This window comes from Candidatus Nebulibacter yamunensis, from assembly GCF_024208055.1.
GTDB classification, from domain to species: Bacteria; Pseudomonadota; Gammaproteobacteria; order Francisellales; family Francisellaceae; genus Caedibacter; species Caedibacter lacustris.
Genome location: NZ_JAMBMW010000004.1, coordinates 120,036 through 137,615, shown reverse-complemented (window position 1 = coordinate 137,615; position 17,580 = coordinate 120,036). Strand labels below are relative to the sequence as shown.

Sequence of the window (17,580 nt, the reverse complement as noted above, 5' to 3'; positions counted from 1 at the left end):
CACCTGTTAAACGACGAAACTCATCTGCTGCTAACTTGTTTATCGTTTCCCATCTCATTGATCATATCCACCTTTAATTTTTAAATAGCTATTTTGCTAGATTAAATACGGTTTGGAAAGAACTCTATTCATGTGTTAAACTTAAACGGTTATTATCTGCTGATATTAAGCCTTTAGGTTAATTTGATGATTTTTTGATTAACACTTCAAATAAACAACCCTTACCAACGAACAATACGACTATCGTTATGATAGTCAATATAAATGGTTTTTGTGGGGCGAGGTAAAAAATCACCACCTTTTTGTGGCCATTCGATCAAGGATATTGTGTCGTTATTGAAGTAGTCACGAATTCCAATCCACTCTAGCTCTTCAGGATCACTTAAACGATAAAGGTCAAAATGTTGCAGAATAATATTATTGATGGGGTAAGTCTCAACGAGTGTATAAGTTGGGCTTTTGACAGAACCTTTAAAACCTAAGCATTGCAATATGCCTTTACTTAATGTTGTTTTACCAGCACCAAGGTCTCCACATAAGTAAACAATGTCCCCCGCTTTGAGGCTTTGAGCAATTCGTATGCCAAGATCAAGCATTTCTTGCTCGTTATGTGTAGAAACCTTATTTTTTGTCATAATACTCAATAAATGCTCCAACTAAAACAAATGAGCCAAATACCACGATTAAATCGTCTAATTGTGCATTATGCTGAACGTATTTAAAAGCCTCAATATGATTATCAAAAAATAATGTGTTTTCAGAAAAATAATTAGTTTGCTGCTCATCTTTGAGTTGTTTAAAACGCACATCAAGCCCACTTAAATCAGGAATAAGCCACAAATCTATCATTAGCTGGGCATCTTCAAGAATTTGGCTGATGTCTTTGTTTTGATGTACGGTAAAAATAGCAATTGTGCGCTTGAATTTATTCTTAAGTTTTGCAATTTTCAGCATTAAATTTTGTACTGCTTGAGGATTATGAGCTATATCAGTAATAATGAGTGGATTTTTGCTTACTATACAAAATCGACCTGGTACCGCCAATTGATGTAGGTTGTTTGGCAGACATAAGGTTGGTGATATTTCCTTTATTGCAGTTAAGGCACAAGCAAGACTTGTGGGGTGAATGCCGCTACTTTCCATGAGGTGTTGACTGACTGGATTGGCAGCTATGATAGTTGCTTTGATTTCATTTAAATAATCCTGCGCTTTATATGGTAATGGTTCCCCCACAATAACAGGCTTATCGGATCGTGCAATATGTACTTTATTTAAAGCAATTTCCTCTAAACTATGACCCAATAGCTCACAATGATCAAGAGCCACTGTTGTAATTATAGCAATATCCGCATCAAAAAGGTTGGCTGGATCAAGCTTCCCACCAACACCAACTTCTAAAATTGCCCACTGTGGTCTTTGTTGTTCGATATGCAACCAAGCACATAAAAAAGCAATAAAGTGATAATGTAATTGAAGCTTTAGTTCAACACTTGCTTGATAGATTTTTTGTAAGTAAAAACAAAGTGCTTCATCATCGATAGACTTCTGATTATGACTAATGCGCTCATTAAAAACATGTAAATGTGGTGAAATGTGACAAATATGATCGATTTGATTATGTTTAAAAACTTCTGAAATAAGTGCCACCGTAGAGCCTTTGCCATTTGTTCCTGTCACAGTAATAATTTTGGGTTTATAGTGGATGTTTAGATGTGTCAGAAACGTTGAAAGGTTTTTAAATTCTGCACGCTTGAAATTAAGTTGAAGAATTTGATTAATATAGTTATCAATTTCTTGGGAAGAGGGTTTAGTTGTGACCATAGTGTGTTTACATAAGCGCTATGATTATAATTTTCTATACAGGCATAAGCTTGTCAAGTATATGGCTTATCTCATTAGCTAATTGCTGACGATGAACAATCCGATCAATCATGCCTTTTTCAAGCAAAAATTCACTGCGTTGAAAGCCTTCTGGTAGTTTTTCACGTACAGTTTGTTCAATGACTCTAGGGCCTGCAAAACCAATAAGCGCGTTGGGTTCGGCGATATGAATATCACCAAGCATTGCTAATGAAGCAGATACCCCACCTGTTGTTGGATCGGTCAATACAACAATATACGGCAGTTTATGCTCAGCAAGCTTAGCAAGGGAGGCACTTGTTTTGGCCATTTGCATTAATGAAAACAAAGATTCTTGCATTCTAGCGCCACCACTTGCGGTAAAGCAAATCAGAGGGAGTCTTTTTTCAATTGCAAGTTCTACTGCGCGTACAAACTTTTCCCCAACAACAGAACCCATAGAACCACCAAGAAAGCTAAAATCAAAGATAGCTGTAACAACAAGTCTGCCATTAATCGAACCATCAAAAACAAGTAAAGCATCATTTTCTCTGGTTTTCTTTTGAGCACTGCTTAGACGATCTTTATATGATTTGGTGTCTTTGAATTTTAAAACATCTTTTGGTTTCACATCGCTAAAGTATTCAACCTGAGAGTCTTTATCAAAAAAACAGTTTGCACGCTGGCGTGCAGTTAACCGCATATGGTGATCACAACTGCCGCACACCATCATGTTTTCAGTTAGATCAGGAAGGTATAATACAGAATGGCATGAAGAACATTTATGCCATACGCCTTCGGGTAGTTCTTTTTTTTCAGAATCCGAGCGCAATTGTGGAATAATTTTGGTTAGCCAACTCATTGTCAGAAGCGATCACTTTTGTGATTAAACATAACTAGTCATTATATCGTGCGATAGGTGTGATGCAATTATTTATCAACCTCGTAATCAAAAAGGTTATAAGCGATTGAGTCCATTTAATGCTGCGACTCGATACGCTTCTGCCATAGTAGGGTAATTGAATGTGGTGTTAATAAAATACATAAGCGTGTTGGCTTTACCTTTTTGGGACATAATTGCTTGACCGATATGAATAATCTCAGAGGCTTGACTCCCAAAACAGTGAATCCCTAGTAGTTGCAAGGTTTCACGATGGAAAATAAGCTTAAGCATTCCTGTGGTTTTACCTGAAATTTGAGCGCGTGCTAGGTCTTTAAAAAACGCATGTCCGATCTCATAAGGCACTTTTTCTGTGGTAAGTTCTTGCTCTGTTTTTCCAACAGAACTAATTTCTGGTAAGGTATAAATGCCAGTTGGAATGTCTTTAATCAAGTGGGTTGTGCATTTGCCTTCGGCAATGTGCGTTGCAGCAAAGCGCCCTTGATCAAAAGCCGCTGAAGCCAGCGATGGGTAACCTACCACATCACCAACTGCGTAAATATGTGTATGTTGTATCGTTTGATAATTTTCGTTTATTTCAATCGAGCCACGTATGTTAGGTTCAATGTCAATGTTTTGAAGTCCAAGCTTATCTGTGTTACCTGTCCGACCTTGCGCAAACAGTAAGTAATCAGATTTTATAATTTTGTTTGATTTGAGTTTAAGGCTCACCTCATAATCGTTAGCGATTATACTGTCATAGAATTCATTGTGGCGCGTACGAATACCTTGTTCACGGAAGTGATAACTCAAAGCATCAATGACTTCATTGTCCAAGAATGATAATAAGCGCTCACGATTATTGATAAGGTTGACACGAATTTTTAATGTGCGAAAAATCGAGGCATATTCACAACCAATTACTCCTGCCCCATAAATGGTGATAGTTTTAGGGTTATCCTTTAGCTTTAAAACGCTATCGCTATCGAGGATGCGGGGATGACTAAAGTCGATATCATTTGGATTGTATGGGCGTGAGCCTGTTGCGATCACAAAATATTTTGCACTGTACTGTTCACGTAGTAATTCACCCTCGCCTTGTTTACAGATACATATGGTATGTGGGTCGATGAATTTAGCAAAACCATGAAGCATATCAACATTGTTACGCTTGTAAAAACCTGTTTTGAGTTGAGTTTGTGCCTCGATAACACGTGTTGCATTTTCAAGCATTTGTGCATAGCTATAATCATGATATTTAGCATGAAAGGCGAAGTGAGATACCGTATGACGTAGTGCTTTACTCGGGATAGTGCCTTGATGTGTGCAATTACCGCCGATCAGGTTCGACTCGATGATTGCGACTTTAAGCCCAGATTTGGCAGCTTTAATTGCTGCTCCCTCACCACCTGGTCCACTGCCAATTACCATAACGTCATAGTCAAATTGCATAATGATTCCGAGCTTAAAAAATTTGGTGCAGATTGTATCACAGCAATCTAGATGTGTTGAGAAATATATGAAGTTAATTCAATTTATATGGGAGCTGTGTATTTTTCTATCTTGCTGTATAGATCCTTAAATAACTTTAAGATAAATTTTATTAGAAAATTTAAGGATGACATCACTATCCTTAATTTATTTTTCGGAGCTAAAAAATGTGTAATTTCAGGATTTAAAGCAGAAATTTTTAATCGAAAAACTAGCGAAACAAATTGAAATAAGGTAAAATTCGCCCGTTTTTGCATTTGCTTATTAATTTAAATGCAGATTCTAGAGCAACAATAATTAATTTTTATAAATTTGGAGAATATTATGGTCGTTATTCGTATGGCTAGAGGCGGCGCTAAGAAGCGTCCTTTTTATAGAATCGTGGTAACTGATAGCCGCACAGCACGTGATGGTCGTCCTATCGAGCGTGTTGGTTTCTTTAATCCGTTAGCAAAAGAGCATGAAGAGAAAGTGCGTGTTGACCTTGAGCGTGTAGACTACTGGTTGGGTACAGGTGCAAAAATGTCTGATCGTGTTACTTCTTTAGTAAAAGAAGCACGTAAATCAGGTACTGCACAAGCTTAATGTTTTTTGGGGGTGCTTAAGTGCCCAATGATTGAAAACGCCAACTTACGCTTGCCGTAGTTGGCGTTTTTGTTTACGTAAAATTACAAAGGGTTAATTATGCTACAGCAAGATAATGACAGTATGGTTGTCATCGCTAAGGTAGGTGCGCCATATCGCTTAAAAGGTGAGCTAAAACTTTATGTATTAAGTGATTCCATCGAAACAGCATTATCCTATGGGCAGTGGTATATTAAAAAACCAAGTGATAGTATATGGCATAAGCTTGAAGGCGAAGTAGTTAGCCGTGTTGGTGATAAGATTTTGATTCAATTCCCAGATGCCAATATTAAAGAAATAGCTGCCAAGTATACCAATTCGTCTATTGGTGTACCACGATTAGCTTTAAAAGAAATTGCGGAAGATGATGAATATTATTGGGTAGATTTGATTGGTATGAGCGTGATTAATCAACAAGGCGATAGTTTTGGTTGGGTAGAAGATATCTTAGATACTGGCGTCAATGAAGTACTTTGTTGTAAGCACGGTGACAAAAAATACCTTATTCCATTTGGGAAAGACTATATTGTTGAAGTCAATCAAAAAGTAAGGCAAATTATTGTCGATTGGCAATACGATTACTTATAAGGTGAGGGGTATGCGCTTTATTGTGATTAGCATTTTTCCTGAGATGTTTTCTGCATTGTCTGAGTTTGGGATTTCAGCACGTGCGGTCAACAACGAAAAAGTGCAATTAACAATAATTAATCCGCGTGAATTTGCTACTAATCGTTATCAAAGCATAGATGATAGACCATTTGGTGGGGGACCTGGCATGGTGATGATGTATGACCCTTTACAAAAAGCGATTATGGATGCCAAAAAAAGATTGAACAAATTAGCTAAGGTTGTATACTTGTCGCCCCAGGGGAAGCCATTAACACAAGCACGTGTTAAGGAGCTTGCCTGTGAAGATGCTTTAATCTTGCTTTGTGGTCGTTATGAAGGTATTGACGAACGTTTGATTGAGCGTCATGTTGATGAAGAAATCTCGATTGGTGATTATGTGTTAAGTGGTGGCGAGTTACCAGCAATGGTATTGATGGACAGTATTATGCGTCTGTTGCCGGATGTTTTAAACGATCAAGAATCAGCAGTTGAAGATTCATTTTATAATGGTTTGCTAGATTGTCCGCATTATACACGCCCAGCTCAACATAGTGAGGCAGGGGATGTGCCAGCAGTGCTGTTATCAGGTGATCATAGAAAAATTCAACAATGGCGACAGCAACAAAAAATAAAACGCACATTTATGCGGCGCAAAGATTTGATTGAGTGCCTATGTCTATCGGATGAAGATAAGCAATACCTTGCGCAAATAGCGCATGAAGAACAAAATAAAACGTGATAGAGAATGCACATTTAGGAGAAAAATAAATGAAAAGTAAATATTTAGAATTAGTTGAAAAATCACAATTACGTAGCGATATCCCAACGATGTATCCAGGTGATTCTGTTGTTGTTAATGTCTGGGTAAAAGAAGGTGATAAAGCACGTGTTCAAGCTTTCAAGGGCTTTGTGTTAGCAATTAAAAATCGTGGTATTAACTCAGCTTTTACCGTGCGCAAAATGTCATCTGGGGAGGGTGTTGAACGCACATTCCAAACACACAGTCCAATTATTGAAAGTGTAATCATAGAAAGACGTGCAAAAGTTCGTCGCGCTAAACTTTACTACATGCGTGGACTTACTGGTAAGGCTGCAAGAATTAAAGAAAAAGTATAATTTTAAAAGTACTCCCCAATATCAATACCACTAAACAGTAAAAGAGACATTTTTTATTGTAAAATTGGTTCACTTTTTAATGGTTCAAGACAGATCTTGTAATCTGTTGAACTCAGATAATAAAATCTATTTAATTTTGTTTACATCAATATTTTTATAGCTTGATACTGCTTAAGGTTGCGTTTAGCTTCTGCCATATCAGAATAGCCTTTATAGTCTTTCAAATAAACCTCTTTATGTCATATGCTCAATAAAAATATGATCAAAAGCTGCCCATCTACGTTGATTTTAATATCATTGACAAAGCATATTTAAACGAAGTGCTGACTTCTATTCTAGACCTCATAGTTGGTGATGTTAAGGATGGTTTATTGGTTTTTTGATGGAGATTGAGTAAGTAAGATTGAGATGATGTGAAAATCTTAGTTTTTGGTGGTCAATCCGATATTTTGGTTTTATTATTGGCGGCAGATTAAGGTTTGATTATATAATTTTGATTAAGGGAGTATTTACTCAATGCCAATATTGCAATGGCTCAATAGAGAGGAAAGCATAAGAAAAAGCAGTAAGGTGCCGTATCGTTTGTTAGAGGTTGACGATAGTTTATCTTATGGTGACAAAGATACTGAAAATATGTTGATACAAGGTGACAATCTCGATGCTCTAAAGGCTTTGTTGCCTTATTATGCGGGCAAGGTTAAGTGTATTTATATTGACCCTCCATACAATACTAAAAGTGCTTTTGAGTATTACGAGGATAATTTAGAGCATACAAAATGGCTTGAAATGATGTATCCAAGGTTGGAGTTATTGCGCGAATTATTGAGTGAAGATGGAAGTATTTGGGTAACGATAGATGATAACGAAGCACATTATTTAAAAGTTATAATGGATGAGGTTTTTGGAAGAAAAAACTTTGTAACCAACATTGTTTGGCAAAAAAAATATACAACCTCAAATGATTCAAAAGGTATTCCTGATTCCCATGATCATATTTTAGTTTTTAAAAAATCAGAAAAATTTGAAAGAGGTCTTCTTCCAAGAAAGGATAAGCAGAATTCAATGTATAAATACGATGATGGTGATGGAAGGGGTTTATACAGAACTGACAATATTCTTGTTAAAAGCTTTTCGCAAAGCGGTGTTTTTCCAATAATTAATCCTAATACTAGCAAAGAATATATGCCCCCCGAAGGTAAATGTTGGAGAACAAATAAGGAAAATATGGAAAAATGGATCAAAGAAAACAGGATTTACTTTGGGAAAGATGGGAAAGGATCCCCGCAATTAAAAAGATATCTAAATGAAGTTAAACAAGGAATAGTTCCCAATACTTGGTGGACATTTGAAGATGCTGGCCATAACGATCAATCAAAGAAAGAATTACAAAAACTTTTTACGAGAGATATTTTTGATACTCCGAAACCAGAAAAGCTTATTCAGCGAATCTTATCTTTGGCTACTAGTGAAAACGATTTAGTCCTTGATTCCTTTCTTGGATCAGGCACCACCGCAGCAGTTGCTCACAAAATGGGGCGTAGATACATTGGTATTGAAATGGGCGAACATGCTAAAATACATTGTGCAGATCGTTTAAAAAAAGTGATTGATGGTGAACAGGGAGGTATTTCTAAAAATGTAAACTGGCAGGGTGGAGGTGGCTTTAGATTTTATCATTTAGGCCAACCTATATTTGATGACAAAGGACACATAAACCCTAAGATTAAATTTGATCACTTAGCCGCTCATGTATGGTTTTGTGAAACGCATACGCCTTTTGAGAATAAAGATAAGTCTGCATTTTTAGGCATCCATAATGACGTTGCTTATTATCTTTTGTATAACGGAATTTTAGGCGACAAAAGACCACATGGCGGTAATGTGTTGACGAATAAAATATTGGAAACATTACCAAAGCATGATGGCATAAAAGTTATTTATGGTGAATCAAGCCGAATAAGTGATAAGAAACTTAAAGAGTTAAATATTACTTTCAAGCAAACCCCTTATGATGTTAAGAGCAGTTAGTTATGTTTAAATTAAAGCAATATCAGATTAACACAATTGAAGTATTAAAAAGTTATCTTTCTGGCGCAAGATTTTCAAACCCAAAAAGTGCCTATGATACAATCCAAAAAGCAAATTATGGTCAGGGGCAATATAAGCCGTTTAATAGTTTAGAGGGTTTACAAGATGCACCTTATGTTTGCTTAAGATTACCGACAGGAGGAGGTAAGACGTTACTATCAGCGCATACCATAAAATTAGCGAGTGAACATTATCTTGAAAGTGACTATCCCTTAATATTATGGCTTGTGCCAACTGATAAGATTAAGCAACAAACTTTAGAGACACTAACTGATGAAGATCACCCAAACAGGAAAGTGTTAAATGAAGCATTTGGTGGTAAGTTTCGAGTATTTGACATTGCTGATTTTAGACAAATACGCCCTGCTGATATTGATAGTGGCGCATGTATTATTATTTCCACATTTCAATCTTTGCGAGTAGATGACACCAATGGGCGCAAGGTATATGCACATGATGAAAACTTAGAGCCACATTTTAGTAAAATATCGGCAATAGAATCGATGGAGTTTTTAGAGGACTCCAACCAATTAAAATATTCTTTAGTGAATTTATTGCACTGGTATAGACCTTTAGTAATTGTTGATGAAGCGCATAATGCAAAATCAGAATTAAGTATTGAAGTGTTAAGGCGCGTTAATGCAGCTTGTGTTATTGAATACACGGCAACACCTGCTAAAAATAGTAATGTAATTCACTCAGTGACAGCAGCAGAACTAAAAGCTGAGGAAATGATAAAGTTACCTTTAGTTGTTCAGCCTGCAAAAACGTGGCAAGTTGCAGTAGAGCAAAGTATACAGACACGTCAAAAACTAGAGGAGTTAGCCAATAATTCTAAACTTGAAGATCAATATATACGCCCTATAGTGCTATTTCAGGCTGAGAAAAAAGACCGAGATATAACAGTAGAAGTATTAAAACGACATTTAATTGAATCTGAAAAGATCAAAGAAGAAGAAATAGCCATTGCAACAGGTACACAAAAAGAGCTAGACGGCTTAGACCTTTTTAATCGCAACTGTAAGATACGTTACATTATAACGGTAGAAGCATTAAAAGAGGGGTGGGATTGTTCTTTTGCTTATGTGTTATGTTCAATTGCTAACACAACATCGGCAACAGCGATTGAGCAGTTAATAGGGCGCGTATTAAGAATGCCTTACGCACAAAGAAGAAAGCAAGAAGTGCTTAATAAGGCATATGCACATACAGCATCGACAAGTTGGCTCAATACCGTTGATAAATTAAAAGATTGTTTAGTTAAAATGGGCTTTGAAAAGCAAGAAGCAGAGCAAGTTATTTATCAGCAATCGTTAGATGGTTTTAATGATAATGTTGAAGATGTCATACAATTTTCATTAAGTGGGGATTTTGATTCATTCAGTCTTGATTTAGTTGAGCAGTCAAATATAACACTCACAAAAAATGATAAAGGTGTAACGCAAGTAACCTATAAAGGTGCTTTAGCTAAAGATACTATTGAGAATCTAGTTAATGCAATTAAAGACCCAGAAGAAAAGAAAAAAGTTGCACGTAAACTTGATGTAAAAATGCAGCATAAAGAGGAAAGACTAAGCCCATCACAGCGAGGTGAGCGTTTTATACTTCCTCAAATATGCCTATGCCTTGATGATGATTGGGATATAGCCGAACCAGAATCTTATTTACATTTACAAGGTGATTGGCGAATTGCAGATTATTATAAGCCATTGACTAAAGATGATTTTTCATTAGATGAAGATGGTAAGCAATATATAATCGACATTGCCAATCAAAAAATGCAAGTAGGGTTTTTAGGTAAAAAAGAACAGTTGTTATTATACGGTATCAAAACGAATATCACAGTTAATGATTTATGTTCTTGGTTTGATCACAATTTACGTTCACGTGATATTACATCACAACATCTACTTGAATATATACGAAAAACGATTGAAGCATTGCTTGAACGTGGTGACTTGGATATAGCCGCTTTAGTTCGAGGTAAATATATTCTTCAAAAGGTGCTAAAAGACAGAATTAATCAAGCTCGAAAAGGAGCGCAGAAGAAAGGCTTTCAGCTATGTTTACTGGATAATGACATAATGCAAGTAGACCTATCACAGTATGCGTTTGAGTTTCCAATCAATTACCCAATTAATAAATACTACGAGGGGAGTTACCAATTTAAGAATCATTACTACCCTCAGATTGCAGCTATGAATAAAGAAGAATTCGAGTGCGCTAAGGTGCTTGATATGCACGATAGTATCGAATATTGGTTAAGGAATATTGAAAATCAACCAGATAAATCGTTTTGGCTTCCAACAGATAGCAGTAGATTTTATCCTGATTTTATAGCCAAGCTTAAAGATGATCGTTTGCTGATTGTTGAATACAAGGGGCAACATTTGCTTACGAATGAGGATAGTAAACAAAAAGAGTTAATCGGTCATCGTTGGGCTGAACTTTCTCATAATTTATTTTTGATGGCTACTAATAAAGATGATAAAGGGAGAGGTGTTTTTGAGCAGATTGATTGCTTATTGAAGAATGAAAATTTTATAGTGCCTTAACAATTTTGAAGTCTTAATTAGAGTGTTAAAATGGCTGAGTATTCTGAAATTATTGACCAATTTCTTGATGATGTATGGCTTGCTGAAGGCTTAAGTCAAAATACATTGTTATCTTATAAAACAGATTTGATCCATTTGACTAAAGCTTATGATAAAAGAGACTTATTAACATTGGGCTTAATAGAATTACAAAATTTTTTAGCTAAGCGCCTAAATATTGGTTATAGCGCGCGCTCAAATGCACGAATGATCTCAACTTTGCATAAATTTTATCAATGGTGTCATGCGCAAAACAAAATTATTGCTGATCCAACACAAAAACTCATTTTACCAAAATTACCAAAAAGTTTGCCAAAAGATTTATCCGAACAAGAAGTGGAAAAACTATTAGATGCTCCAGACTTAACGACAGAGATCGGAATACGTGATAAGGCGTTATTAGAGCTTATTTATGCCACAGGGTTACGTGTCAGCGAATTGGTTAATTTAACAGTTGATGATGTGAACTTGCGTCAAGGTGTGGTGCGGGTGATGGGAAAAGGTTCAAAAGAGCGTCTAGTACCAACAGGAGAATATGCACTTGAGTATTTGAATAAATATATTGATGAGGTTCGAGAAGACTGGCTGCAAGGATTAAAGCTCAATAAGCTTTTTATTTCACATCATAGAAAAGGGATTACACGTCAAACATTTTGGCATCGCATTAAATATTATGCAAATTTAGTCGATATTAAAAAAGAAATATCACCTCATACCTTGCGCCATGCGTTTGCAACACACTTACTCAATCACGGTGCTGATTTGCGCTCAGTGCAAATGCTTTTAGGTCACAGTAGCGTCTCTACCACAACAATTTATACCCACATATCCCAAGTGAGACTAATGAATCTATATAAGGAACATCATCCACGCGCTTGAGCAAAAGTCTATCATAATAATGAGCTTTTAATATTTAAACTTTATTCTATATTCAACTAAAGGAGTGGATAGGATTTATTGGAGTATATTGTGCAGTCATATCAACAGGATAGTGGTATTTTAGCATTTGTTCAGGTGGCTAGTTTATATCAAATTGCACTTGATCCTAAAACGATTCATCACCAATTTGCAACGACTAATCAAGCGTTAGATTGTCAGACGTTGTTGCGCGCAATCAAACGAAATGGCTTTAAAGCAAAGCTTGTCAAAACAGAACCAAGTACTATTCATTCATCTGCTTTACCTGCAATTGCATGTGGGAAAACGCATTATTTTGTAGTGGTTGGTATTAATGATAAGCATGAATACTTGATTATCTCACCACACAATACAGAGCTTGTTCGTTTGTCTTATGAAGAATTTAGTGAACTGTTTGCCAATAAAATAATTTATTTAAATCCACAGGGGCAAGGATCAAACAAGAAAAGTTTTAATATCAAATGGTTTATTCCAGTGTTTTGGAAGTATAAACATGTATTTAAGGATGTGTTGATTGCTTCATTCTTTTTGCAATTATTTGCTTTAGTCACACCATTATTTTTTCAGGTGGTGATGGATAAAGTTGTTGTGCATCAAGCACTCACTTCACTTGAGATTTTAGCCATTGGATTTGTTGCAGTGAGTATATTTGAAATGCTGTTGGGCTCAATTAGAACGTATTTATTTGCGCATACGACAAGTCGGGTGGATGTAGAACTTGGGACAAAGTTGTATCAGCATTTACTAAGTTTACCCTTGGCTTATTTCGAAGCACGACAGGTAGGACAAAATGTAGCACGCGTGAAAGAGTTAGATAATATTCGTCAATTTTTAACCAGTAGCGCATTAACGCTTATTATTGACTTAGGGTTTACTTTTATCTTTTTTGCAGTGATGTGGTTTTATTCTGCTAAATTGACCTTGATTGTTTTAGCGACAATTCCTTGTTATGTTTTATTATCTTTGTTTATTACACCGATTTTAAAATATCGTCTAGACAAGGCATTTAAGGAGGGGGCGAAGAATCAAGCTTTTCTAACTGAATCTTTAACAGGTATTCAAACCATTAAAGCCGCTGCAATTGAACCACAAATGCAGCATAGATGGGAAGATAATCTATCCAATTATGTACGCACGAACTTTCGTGCGCAAAACTTAAGCAATATTACTTCTCAAATTGCTCAATTTATCAATAAACTCACCATTTTGCTAATCATCTTTTTTGGCGTGAATTTAGTAATTATGGGAAGCTTAACCATTGGTCAGCTCATCGCTTTTAATATGTTAGCAGGGCGTGTTACAGGACCGATTTTGAAAGTAGTACAATTATGGCAGGATTTTCAGCAGGTCAGTATTTCCTTAAAGCGTTTAGGGGATATCTTGAACAGTAGACCTGAGGAAGAGCCAACGAATATGCAGCATAAGCTTACCAAAGTTGAAGGTGAGATTGAATTTAAAAATGTGCATTTTCAATATCAGATTGATACTCCAGCGGTATTAAATAATATTTCATTTATCGTAAAACCTGGTCAATCGATTGGTATTGTTGGTCGTTCAGGGTCAGGGAAAAGTACGCTAACTAAGCTTATTCAAAGGCTTTATGTTTCGCAATCTGGTAGGATTTTACTTGATGGTGCTGATATATCATCCTTAAGTGCCGTGTGGTTAAGGCAGCAAATTGGCGTGGTATTGCAAGAGAACTTTTTGTTTAATCATAGTATTCGTGACAATATTGCATTAACTTGTCCTGGTATTGCACTTGATTTAGTTGTGCATGCCTCAAAGCTGGCAGGTGCGCATGAGTTTATTGTGAAACTTAAAAATGGTTATGACACTATTGTTGAGGAGCAAGGTGCAAATTTTTCAGGAGGACAAAAGCAGCGTATTGCAATTGCTAGAGCCTTGATTAATGAGCCAAAAATTTTAATTTTTGATGAGGCAACTTCAGCCCTTGATTATGAATCAGAGTATATTATTCAACAAAATATGGCTGCAATTGCTAAAGACAGAACACTTTTTATAATTGCACATCGATTATCGACTGTTAAGCATTGTGATCAAGTTCTTTATTTAGATCAAGGTCAGATTGTTGAACATGGAACACACGATGAACTTATTGCCCAAAATGGGCACTATGCGAAGTTGTATCAAGCACAATTTGTAAAAGTGGGTGTGAATCAGGAGGATAGTCAATGCAAAAAGTATGGATAAAATTTAAAAGATTTTGGCAAAATAGAGCAAATTTGAATGAGAAGCGACACCAGCAAAGAGATGCTTTAAATTTTCTGCCAAGTGCGTTACAAATACAAGAGCATCCTCCACATCCTGTTGCGCGTGTGATGATGTGGATTTTGGTAAGCATCATCGTATTTACCTTGCTTTGGGCATGTATTGGCAAAATGGATGTGATTGTGACAGCGCAGGGAAAAATTGTCCCACAAGCACAAGTGAAAATTATTCAACCATTGGAAAAAGGTATCGTTAAAGCGATTTACGTTAAAGATGGTCAGTTGGTCATGAAAGAGGAATTATTGCTAGAGTTAGACCAAAGTGTTACCCAAACTGATATTGAGAATTTGGCACATCAATTAAAGGTTGCTCAACTTATGTTGGCACAACACCAAACGGTCTATAATTTACTCACCTCACATGAGTTTATTGAAATGCGTTTTGATGAGGTTTTGATTCAAAGTCATGGCTTTTCTGAAATGGAACAAGAATCGCTTAAACAATTGGTATGGCGTAAATGGCAGGTATATGTTGCCGAGATTAATCGTTTAGAAGCAAATGTAAACGTTGCAAAAGCTGAGTTAAATGCAGCACAAGAACAAATAAAAATGCTAACTCAAACTGTACCTATCATCCGTGAACAAAATAAGATGTATCACGCGTTACATCAAAGTGATTTTGCGTCAAAAGCAGAGTATCTACAAAGTCAAAAAGATTTGATTGAGAAAGAGCAATTGTTAGCGCAATCAAATGCAACTTATGCTCAATTACAAGCAAATTTGGCGAGTCATATCAGTGAGCTTAAGCGAGTTAAAGCTGACTATTTTGCCCAAAGTTTAGAATCTATTGAAATGGCAAAAAAGGACGTTAACATACTCTCAAAGGAACTCACTAAATATGAGCTTATGCAAAGAGAGCAAAGTTTAAAAGCTCCTATTACTGGCTATATCCATAATCTAGCTGTTCATACATTAGGAGCAGTTGTAACGTCCGCGCAAATGCTGATGCAGATTATCCCTAAAGCCAGTCCATTAGAAGTAAATGCTACAATCCCAAATAAAGACATTGGCTATTTGCATGAAGGGCAAAAGGTAAGAATAAAAGTCGATACCTATCCTTTTACCGAGTATGGATTTTTAACGGGTAAAATACTTGAAATAACTGATGATGCAATTGAAGATGAGCGTTTGGGATTAGTGTTTAAGATCATGGTAAGCCTTGACCAAAACACACTTCAAAAAGGCAATAGCAGTTTTGCTATTCGTCCAGGTATGTCGGTGATAGTTGAAGTTAAAACACATGAAAGGCGTATTATAGAATATTTTTTAAGCCCATTAGTTAAAGCGTTTAAAGAGAGTTTGCATGAACGATAATGGCTTGACTATTTATCAAGAGCGTAACGTTTTGAGGGCTTTTTCAAAAACATTGACATTTGCATCATATCGTGTTGCATTTTCGCTTAAAAATCGACGATATAGGCGGGCGTTAGGGTAGCCATTAAATAAATTAAGCGTATGTCTTGTAATATGATTTAGCTTAGTTCCTGGGGTTTTGAGTTCATTTTCAATATACTGAATTAAGTTTTCAGCAACATCAAATGGTGTTATGTGTCTAAGCTTCTCGTCGTAAAAAAAATGATCAACATCTTTAAACAACATCGGATTATGATAAGCTTCACGACCGATCATAACACTATCAACTTTTTCTAAATGTGTTTTCGCCTCATTGAAGTTGGTAATGCCACCGTTAATACCGATTTGGTTATTAGGAAAAAGCTGTTTAATTCGGTACACCGTATCGTATTTCAAAGGTGGAATCGTTCGGTTTTCTTTAGGACTTAGCCCTTTTAACCAACCTTTTCGTGCGTGAATACAGATAAAGTCTACTTTAGCATCGACAATGCTTTGGATAAAATAAATAAGTTCATCAAAACTATCCTTATCATCTACTCCAATTCGGCATTTGACAGAAACAGGAATATTAACGGCTGTTTTTAAAGCAACAACGCATTCTTTGACTAATTGAGGTTTATACATCAGTGATAATCCAAACTCACCTTGTGATACACGGTCACTTGGGCAACCGACGTTTAGATTGATCTCACTAAATCCAAGCTCTTTAGCCAGTTTGGCACAAAAAGCTAGATCTTTTGGATTATTACCACCTAGTTGTAAGGTCAACGGATTTTCTTGTGGTGAATATTGTAATAAATGTTCGCGTGAACCATGAATGATTGCATTTGTGGTAATCATGTCAGTATAAAGAATAGTACCTTTTGTAATTAGTCTCATCATGTAACGATAGTGACGATCTGTCCAATCGATCATAGGTGCAATGCAAATTTTACGTGCTAAGGCGTGTGACATGAATGTCTATAAAGTCATATTTATTTTAAATGTACAGTATAACAAATGTTCTTGATTGCAGCTATTGCTAGTTTCATAACTGAAAAATGATAAAACTTCAAAATTTTAAGGTTGTAATTTGTCACAATCAGATTATTATGGCGATACTTAGTGAGCTTTTAATAAGTAAAAGTCTTTATGCTACGAAAAATTATTAAATCATTAATCCCAAGTCGCGGAGAAATTTTCTTTGATCTATTTGTCCAAGCTGCCGAAAATGTACATACTTCAGCGAGTTTTTTAGTTGACATTGTTAAAGAAGAAAATGCTAAAATAGCCAATGAGCTTATGACCAATCTCAGGCAACAGCGTCAAAATGCAGTCGATATTAATAAGAAAATCATCGTTGAACTAAATGAGCAGTTTATTACGCCAATTGATCGTGGTGATATCTTCTATTTATCTGGACTGATGCTGAAGTTGACCAAACGTATCATTAAAATCAATAAAAAAATGCAAATTTACGCAATTGATAGCAAGGTAGACGATTGTTTGATTCGTAGCGTTGTGACTTTGCAAGACATTACAAAATCGCTGTGTGATTTATTCATTGCATTTAAAAATAAAGATGGTCAAAAAATTAAACTGGCCTCGCAACATGCAACAGAGCTTGATGAAAATGTCGTCGAAGATTTAGGTGATGCTATTGATCAGATTAAAAAAGCAGATTATGACACCTTGACTACAATTAAATTAAAAGAGGTTTTTAAAGCGGTTGAATCAGCAGTCGACACTAGTGCTACCCTATGTGATTCAGTGATGCGCATTTATGTTAAGGAAATTTAGT

Annotated in this window: 15 protein-coding genes; 10 read left to right on the top strand and 5 right to left on the bottom strand. The window is 35.9% G+C overall.

The window, feature by feature from the left end:
- Nucleotides 1-221: 221 nt before the first annotated feature.
- The 4 genes from tsaE to sthA form a co-directional block, all read right to left on the bottom strand.
- Entirely contained in the window at nt 222-635 is a 414-nt protein-coding gene (tsaE, locus tag M1V25_RS03475) for a tRNA (adenosine(37)-N6)-threonylcarbamoyltransferase complex ATPase subunit type 1 TsaE (protein ID WP_116963370.1), read from the bottom strand.
- Complete coding sequence (locus M1V25_RS03470) at nt 622-1,821, bottom strand: bifunctional folylpolyglutamate synthase/dihydrofolate synthase (protein WP_498842444.1); 1,200 nt, start codon at nt 1,819-1,821, stop codon at nt 622-624. Before M1V25_RS03470 ends, tsaE begins: the two co-directional genes overlap by 14 nt.
- A 34-nt stretch (nt 1,822-1,855) precedes the next feature.
- Entirely contained in the window at nt 1,856-2,701 is an 846-nt protein-coding gene (gene accD, locus M1V25_RS03465) for an acetyl-CoA carboxylase, carboxyltransferase subunit beta (protein WP_116963372.1), read from the bottom strand.
- A gap of 96 nt (nt 2,702-2,797) precedes the next feature.
- Nucleotides 2,798-4,171, bottom strand: a complete 1,374-nt coding sequence (gene sthA / locus M1V25_RS03460; protein ID WP_498842443.1) for a Si-specific NAD(P)(+) transhydrogenase — start codon at nt 4,169-4,171, stop codon at nt 2,798-2,800.
- A gap of 363 nt (nt 4,172-4,534) precedes the next feature.
- Between sthA and rpsP the strand changes: the two genes are divergently transcribed.
- From rpsP to M1V25_RS03415, 9 genes are all read left to right on the top strand, one after another.
- On the top strand, nt 4,535-4,795 hold the full coding sequence (gene rpsP, locus M1V25_RS03455; protein ID WP_116963374.1) for a 30S ribosomal protein S16: 261 nt from the start codon (nt 4,535-4,537) through the stop codon (nt 4,793-4,795).
- Nucleotides 4,796-4,894: 99 nt separating this feature from the next.
- Nucleotides 4,895-5,422, top strand: coding sequence for a ribosome maturation factor RimM (gene rimM, locus M1V25_RS03450; protein ID WP_498842442.1), 528 nt, complete (start codon nt 4,895-4,897; stop codon nt 5,420-5,422).
- A 10-nt stretch (nt 5,423-5,432) separates the two neighbouring features.
- On the top strand, nt 5,433-6,182 hold the full coding sequence (trmD, locus tag M1V25_RS03445; protein ID WP_116963376.1) for a tRNA (guanosine(37)-N1)-methyltransferase TrmD: 750 nt from the start codon (nt 5,433-5,435) through the stop codon (nt 6,180-6,182).
- A 29-nt stretch (nt 6,183-6,211) separates the two neighbouring features.
- Entirely contained in the window at nt 6,212-6,559 is a 348-nt protein-coding gene (gene rplS, locus M1V25_RS03440) for a 50S ribosomal protein L19 (protein ID WP_116963377.1), read from the top strand.
- A gap of 516 nt (nt 6,560-7,075) precedes the next feature.
- Nucleotides 7,076-8,587, top strand: coding sequence for a site-specific DNA-methyltransferase (locus M1V25_RS03435; RefSeq protein ID WP_498842441.1), 1,512 nt, complete (start codon nt 7,076-7,078; stop codon nt 8,585-8,587).
- A gap of 2 nt (nt 8,588-8,589) precedes the next feature.
- Nucleotides 8,590-11,202: a DEAD/DEAH box helicase gene (locus M1V25_RS03430; protein WP_498842440.1), complete on the top strand. Its 2,613-nt coding sequence runs from the start codon at nt 8,590-8,592 to the stop codon at nt 11,200-11,202.
- A gap of 30 nt (nt 11,203-11,232) precedes the next feature.
- On the top strand, nt 11,233-12,120 hold the full coding sequence (xerD, locus tag M1V25_RS03425) for a site-specific tyrosine recombinase XerD (RefSeq protein WP_116963380.1): 888 nt from the start codon (nt 11,233-11,235) through the stop codon (nt 12,118-12,120).
- A gap of 90 nt (nt 12,121-12,210) precedes the next feature.
- Nucleotides 12,211-14,370 carry a type I secretion system permease/ATPase gene (locus M1V25_RS03420; RefSeq protein WP_498842439.1) on the top strand — a complete coding sequence of 720 codons (2,160 nt, stop codon included), beginning with the start codon at nt 12,211-12,213 and terminating at the stop codon, nt 14,368-14,370.
- Nucleotides 14,352-15,761 carry an HlyD family type I secretion periplasmic adaptor subunit gene (locus tag M1V25_RS03415; protein ID WP_498842438.1) on the top strand — a complete coding sequence of 470 codons (1,410 nt, stop codon included), beginning with the start codon at nt 14,352-14,354 and terminating at the stop codon, nt 15,759-15,761. The genes M1V25_RS03420 and M1V25_RS03415 overlap by 19 nt, the downstream gene beginning before the upstream one ends.
- A gap of 15 nt (nt 15,762-15,776) precedes the next feature.
- Here the strand turns inward: M1V25_RS03415 and dusA are convergent, their stop codons facing one another.
- Complete coding sequence (gene dusA / locus M1V25_RS03410) at nt 15,777-16,754, bottom strand: tRNA dihydrouridine(20/20a) synthase DusA (RefSeq protein WP_498842437.1); 978 nt, start codon at nt 16,752-16,754, stop codon at nt 15,777-15,779.
- Nucleotides 16,755-16,931: 177 nt separating this feature from the next.
- Here dusA and M1V25_RS03405 point away from each other — a divergent pair, with 177 nt between their 5' ends.
- Complete coding sequence (locus M1V25_RS03405; protein ID WP_116963383.1) at nt 16,932-17,579, top strand: DUF47 domain-containing protein; 648 nt, start codon at nt 16,932-16,934, stop codon at nt 17,577-17,579.
- Nucleotide 17,580: the final 1 nt, after the last annotated feature.

Bases quoted from the DNA above. Each gene is read 5' to 3' on its own strand.
- rplS (WP_116963377.1), top strand. From the start codon at position 6,212: ATGAAAAGTAAATATTTAGAATTAGTTGAAAAATCACAATTACGTAGC.
- sthA (WP_498842443.1), bottom strand. From the start codon at position 4,171: ATGCAATTTGACTATGACGTTATGGTAATTGGCAGTGGACCAGGTGGT.
- M1V25_RS03470 (WP_498842444.1), bottom strand. From the start codon at position 1,821: ATGGTCACAACTAAACCCTCTTCCCAAGAAATTGATAACTATATTAAT.
- M1V25_RS03430 (WP_498842440.1), top strand. From the start codon at position 8,590: ATGTTTAAATTAAAGCAATATCAGATTAACACAATTGAAGTATTAAAA.
- dusA (WP_498842437.1), bottom strand. From the start codon at position 16,754: ATGTCACACGCCTTAGCACGTAAAATTTGCATTGCACCTATGATCGAT.
- tsaE (WP_116963370.1), bottom strand. From the start codon at position 635: ATGACAAAAAATAAGGTTTCTACACATAACGAGCAAGAAATGCTTGAT.
- trmD (WP_116963376.1), top strand. From the start codon at position 5,433: ATGCGCTTTATTGTGATTAGCATTTTTCCTGAGATGTTTTCTGCATTG.
- rimM (WP_498842442.1), top strand. From the start codon at position 4,895: ATGCTACAGCAAGATAATGACAGTATGGTTGTCATCGCTAAGGTAGGT.
- xerD (WP_116963380.1), top strand. From the start codon at position 11,233: ATGGCTGAGTATTCTGAAATTATTGACCAATTTCTTGATGATGTATGG.
- M1V25_RS03415 (WP_498842438.1), top strand. From the start codon at position 14,352: ATGCAAAAAGTATGGATAAAATTTAAAAGATTTTGGCAAAATAGAGCA.
- accD (WP_116963372.1), bottom strand. From the start codon at position 2,701: ATGAGTTGGCTAACCAAAATTATTCCACAATTGCGCTCGGATTCTGAA.
- M1V25_RS03405 (WP_116963383.1), top strand. From the start codon at position 16,932: ATGCTACGAAAAATTATTAAATCATTAATCCCAAGTCGCGGAGAAATT.
- M1V25_RS03435 (WP_498842441.1), top strand. From the start codon at position 7,076: ATGCCAATATTGCAATGGCTCAATAGAGAGGAAAGCATAAGAAAAAGC.
- rpsP (WP_116963374.1), top strand. From the start codon at position 4,535: ATGGTCGTTATTCGTATGGCTAGAGGCGGCGCTAAGAAGCGTCCTTTT.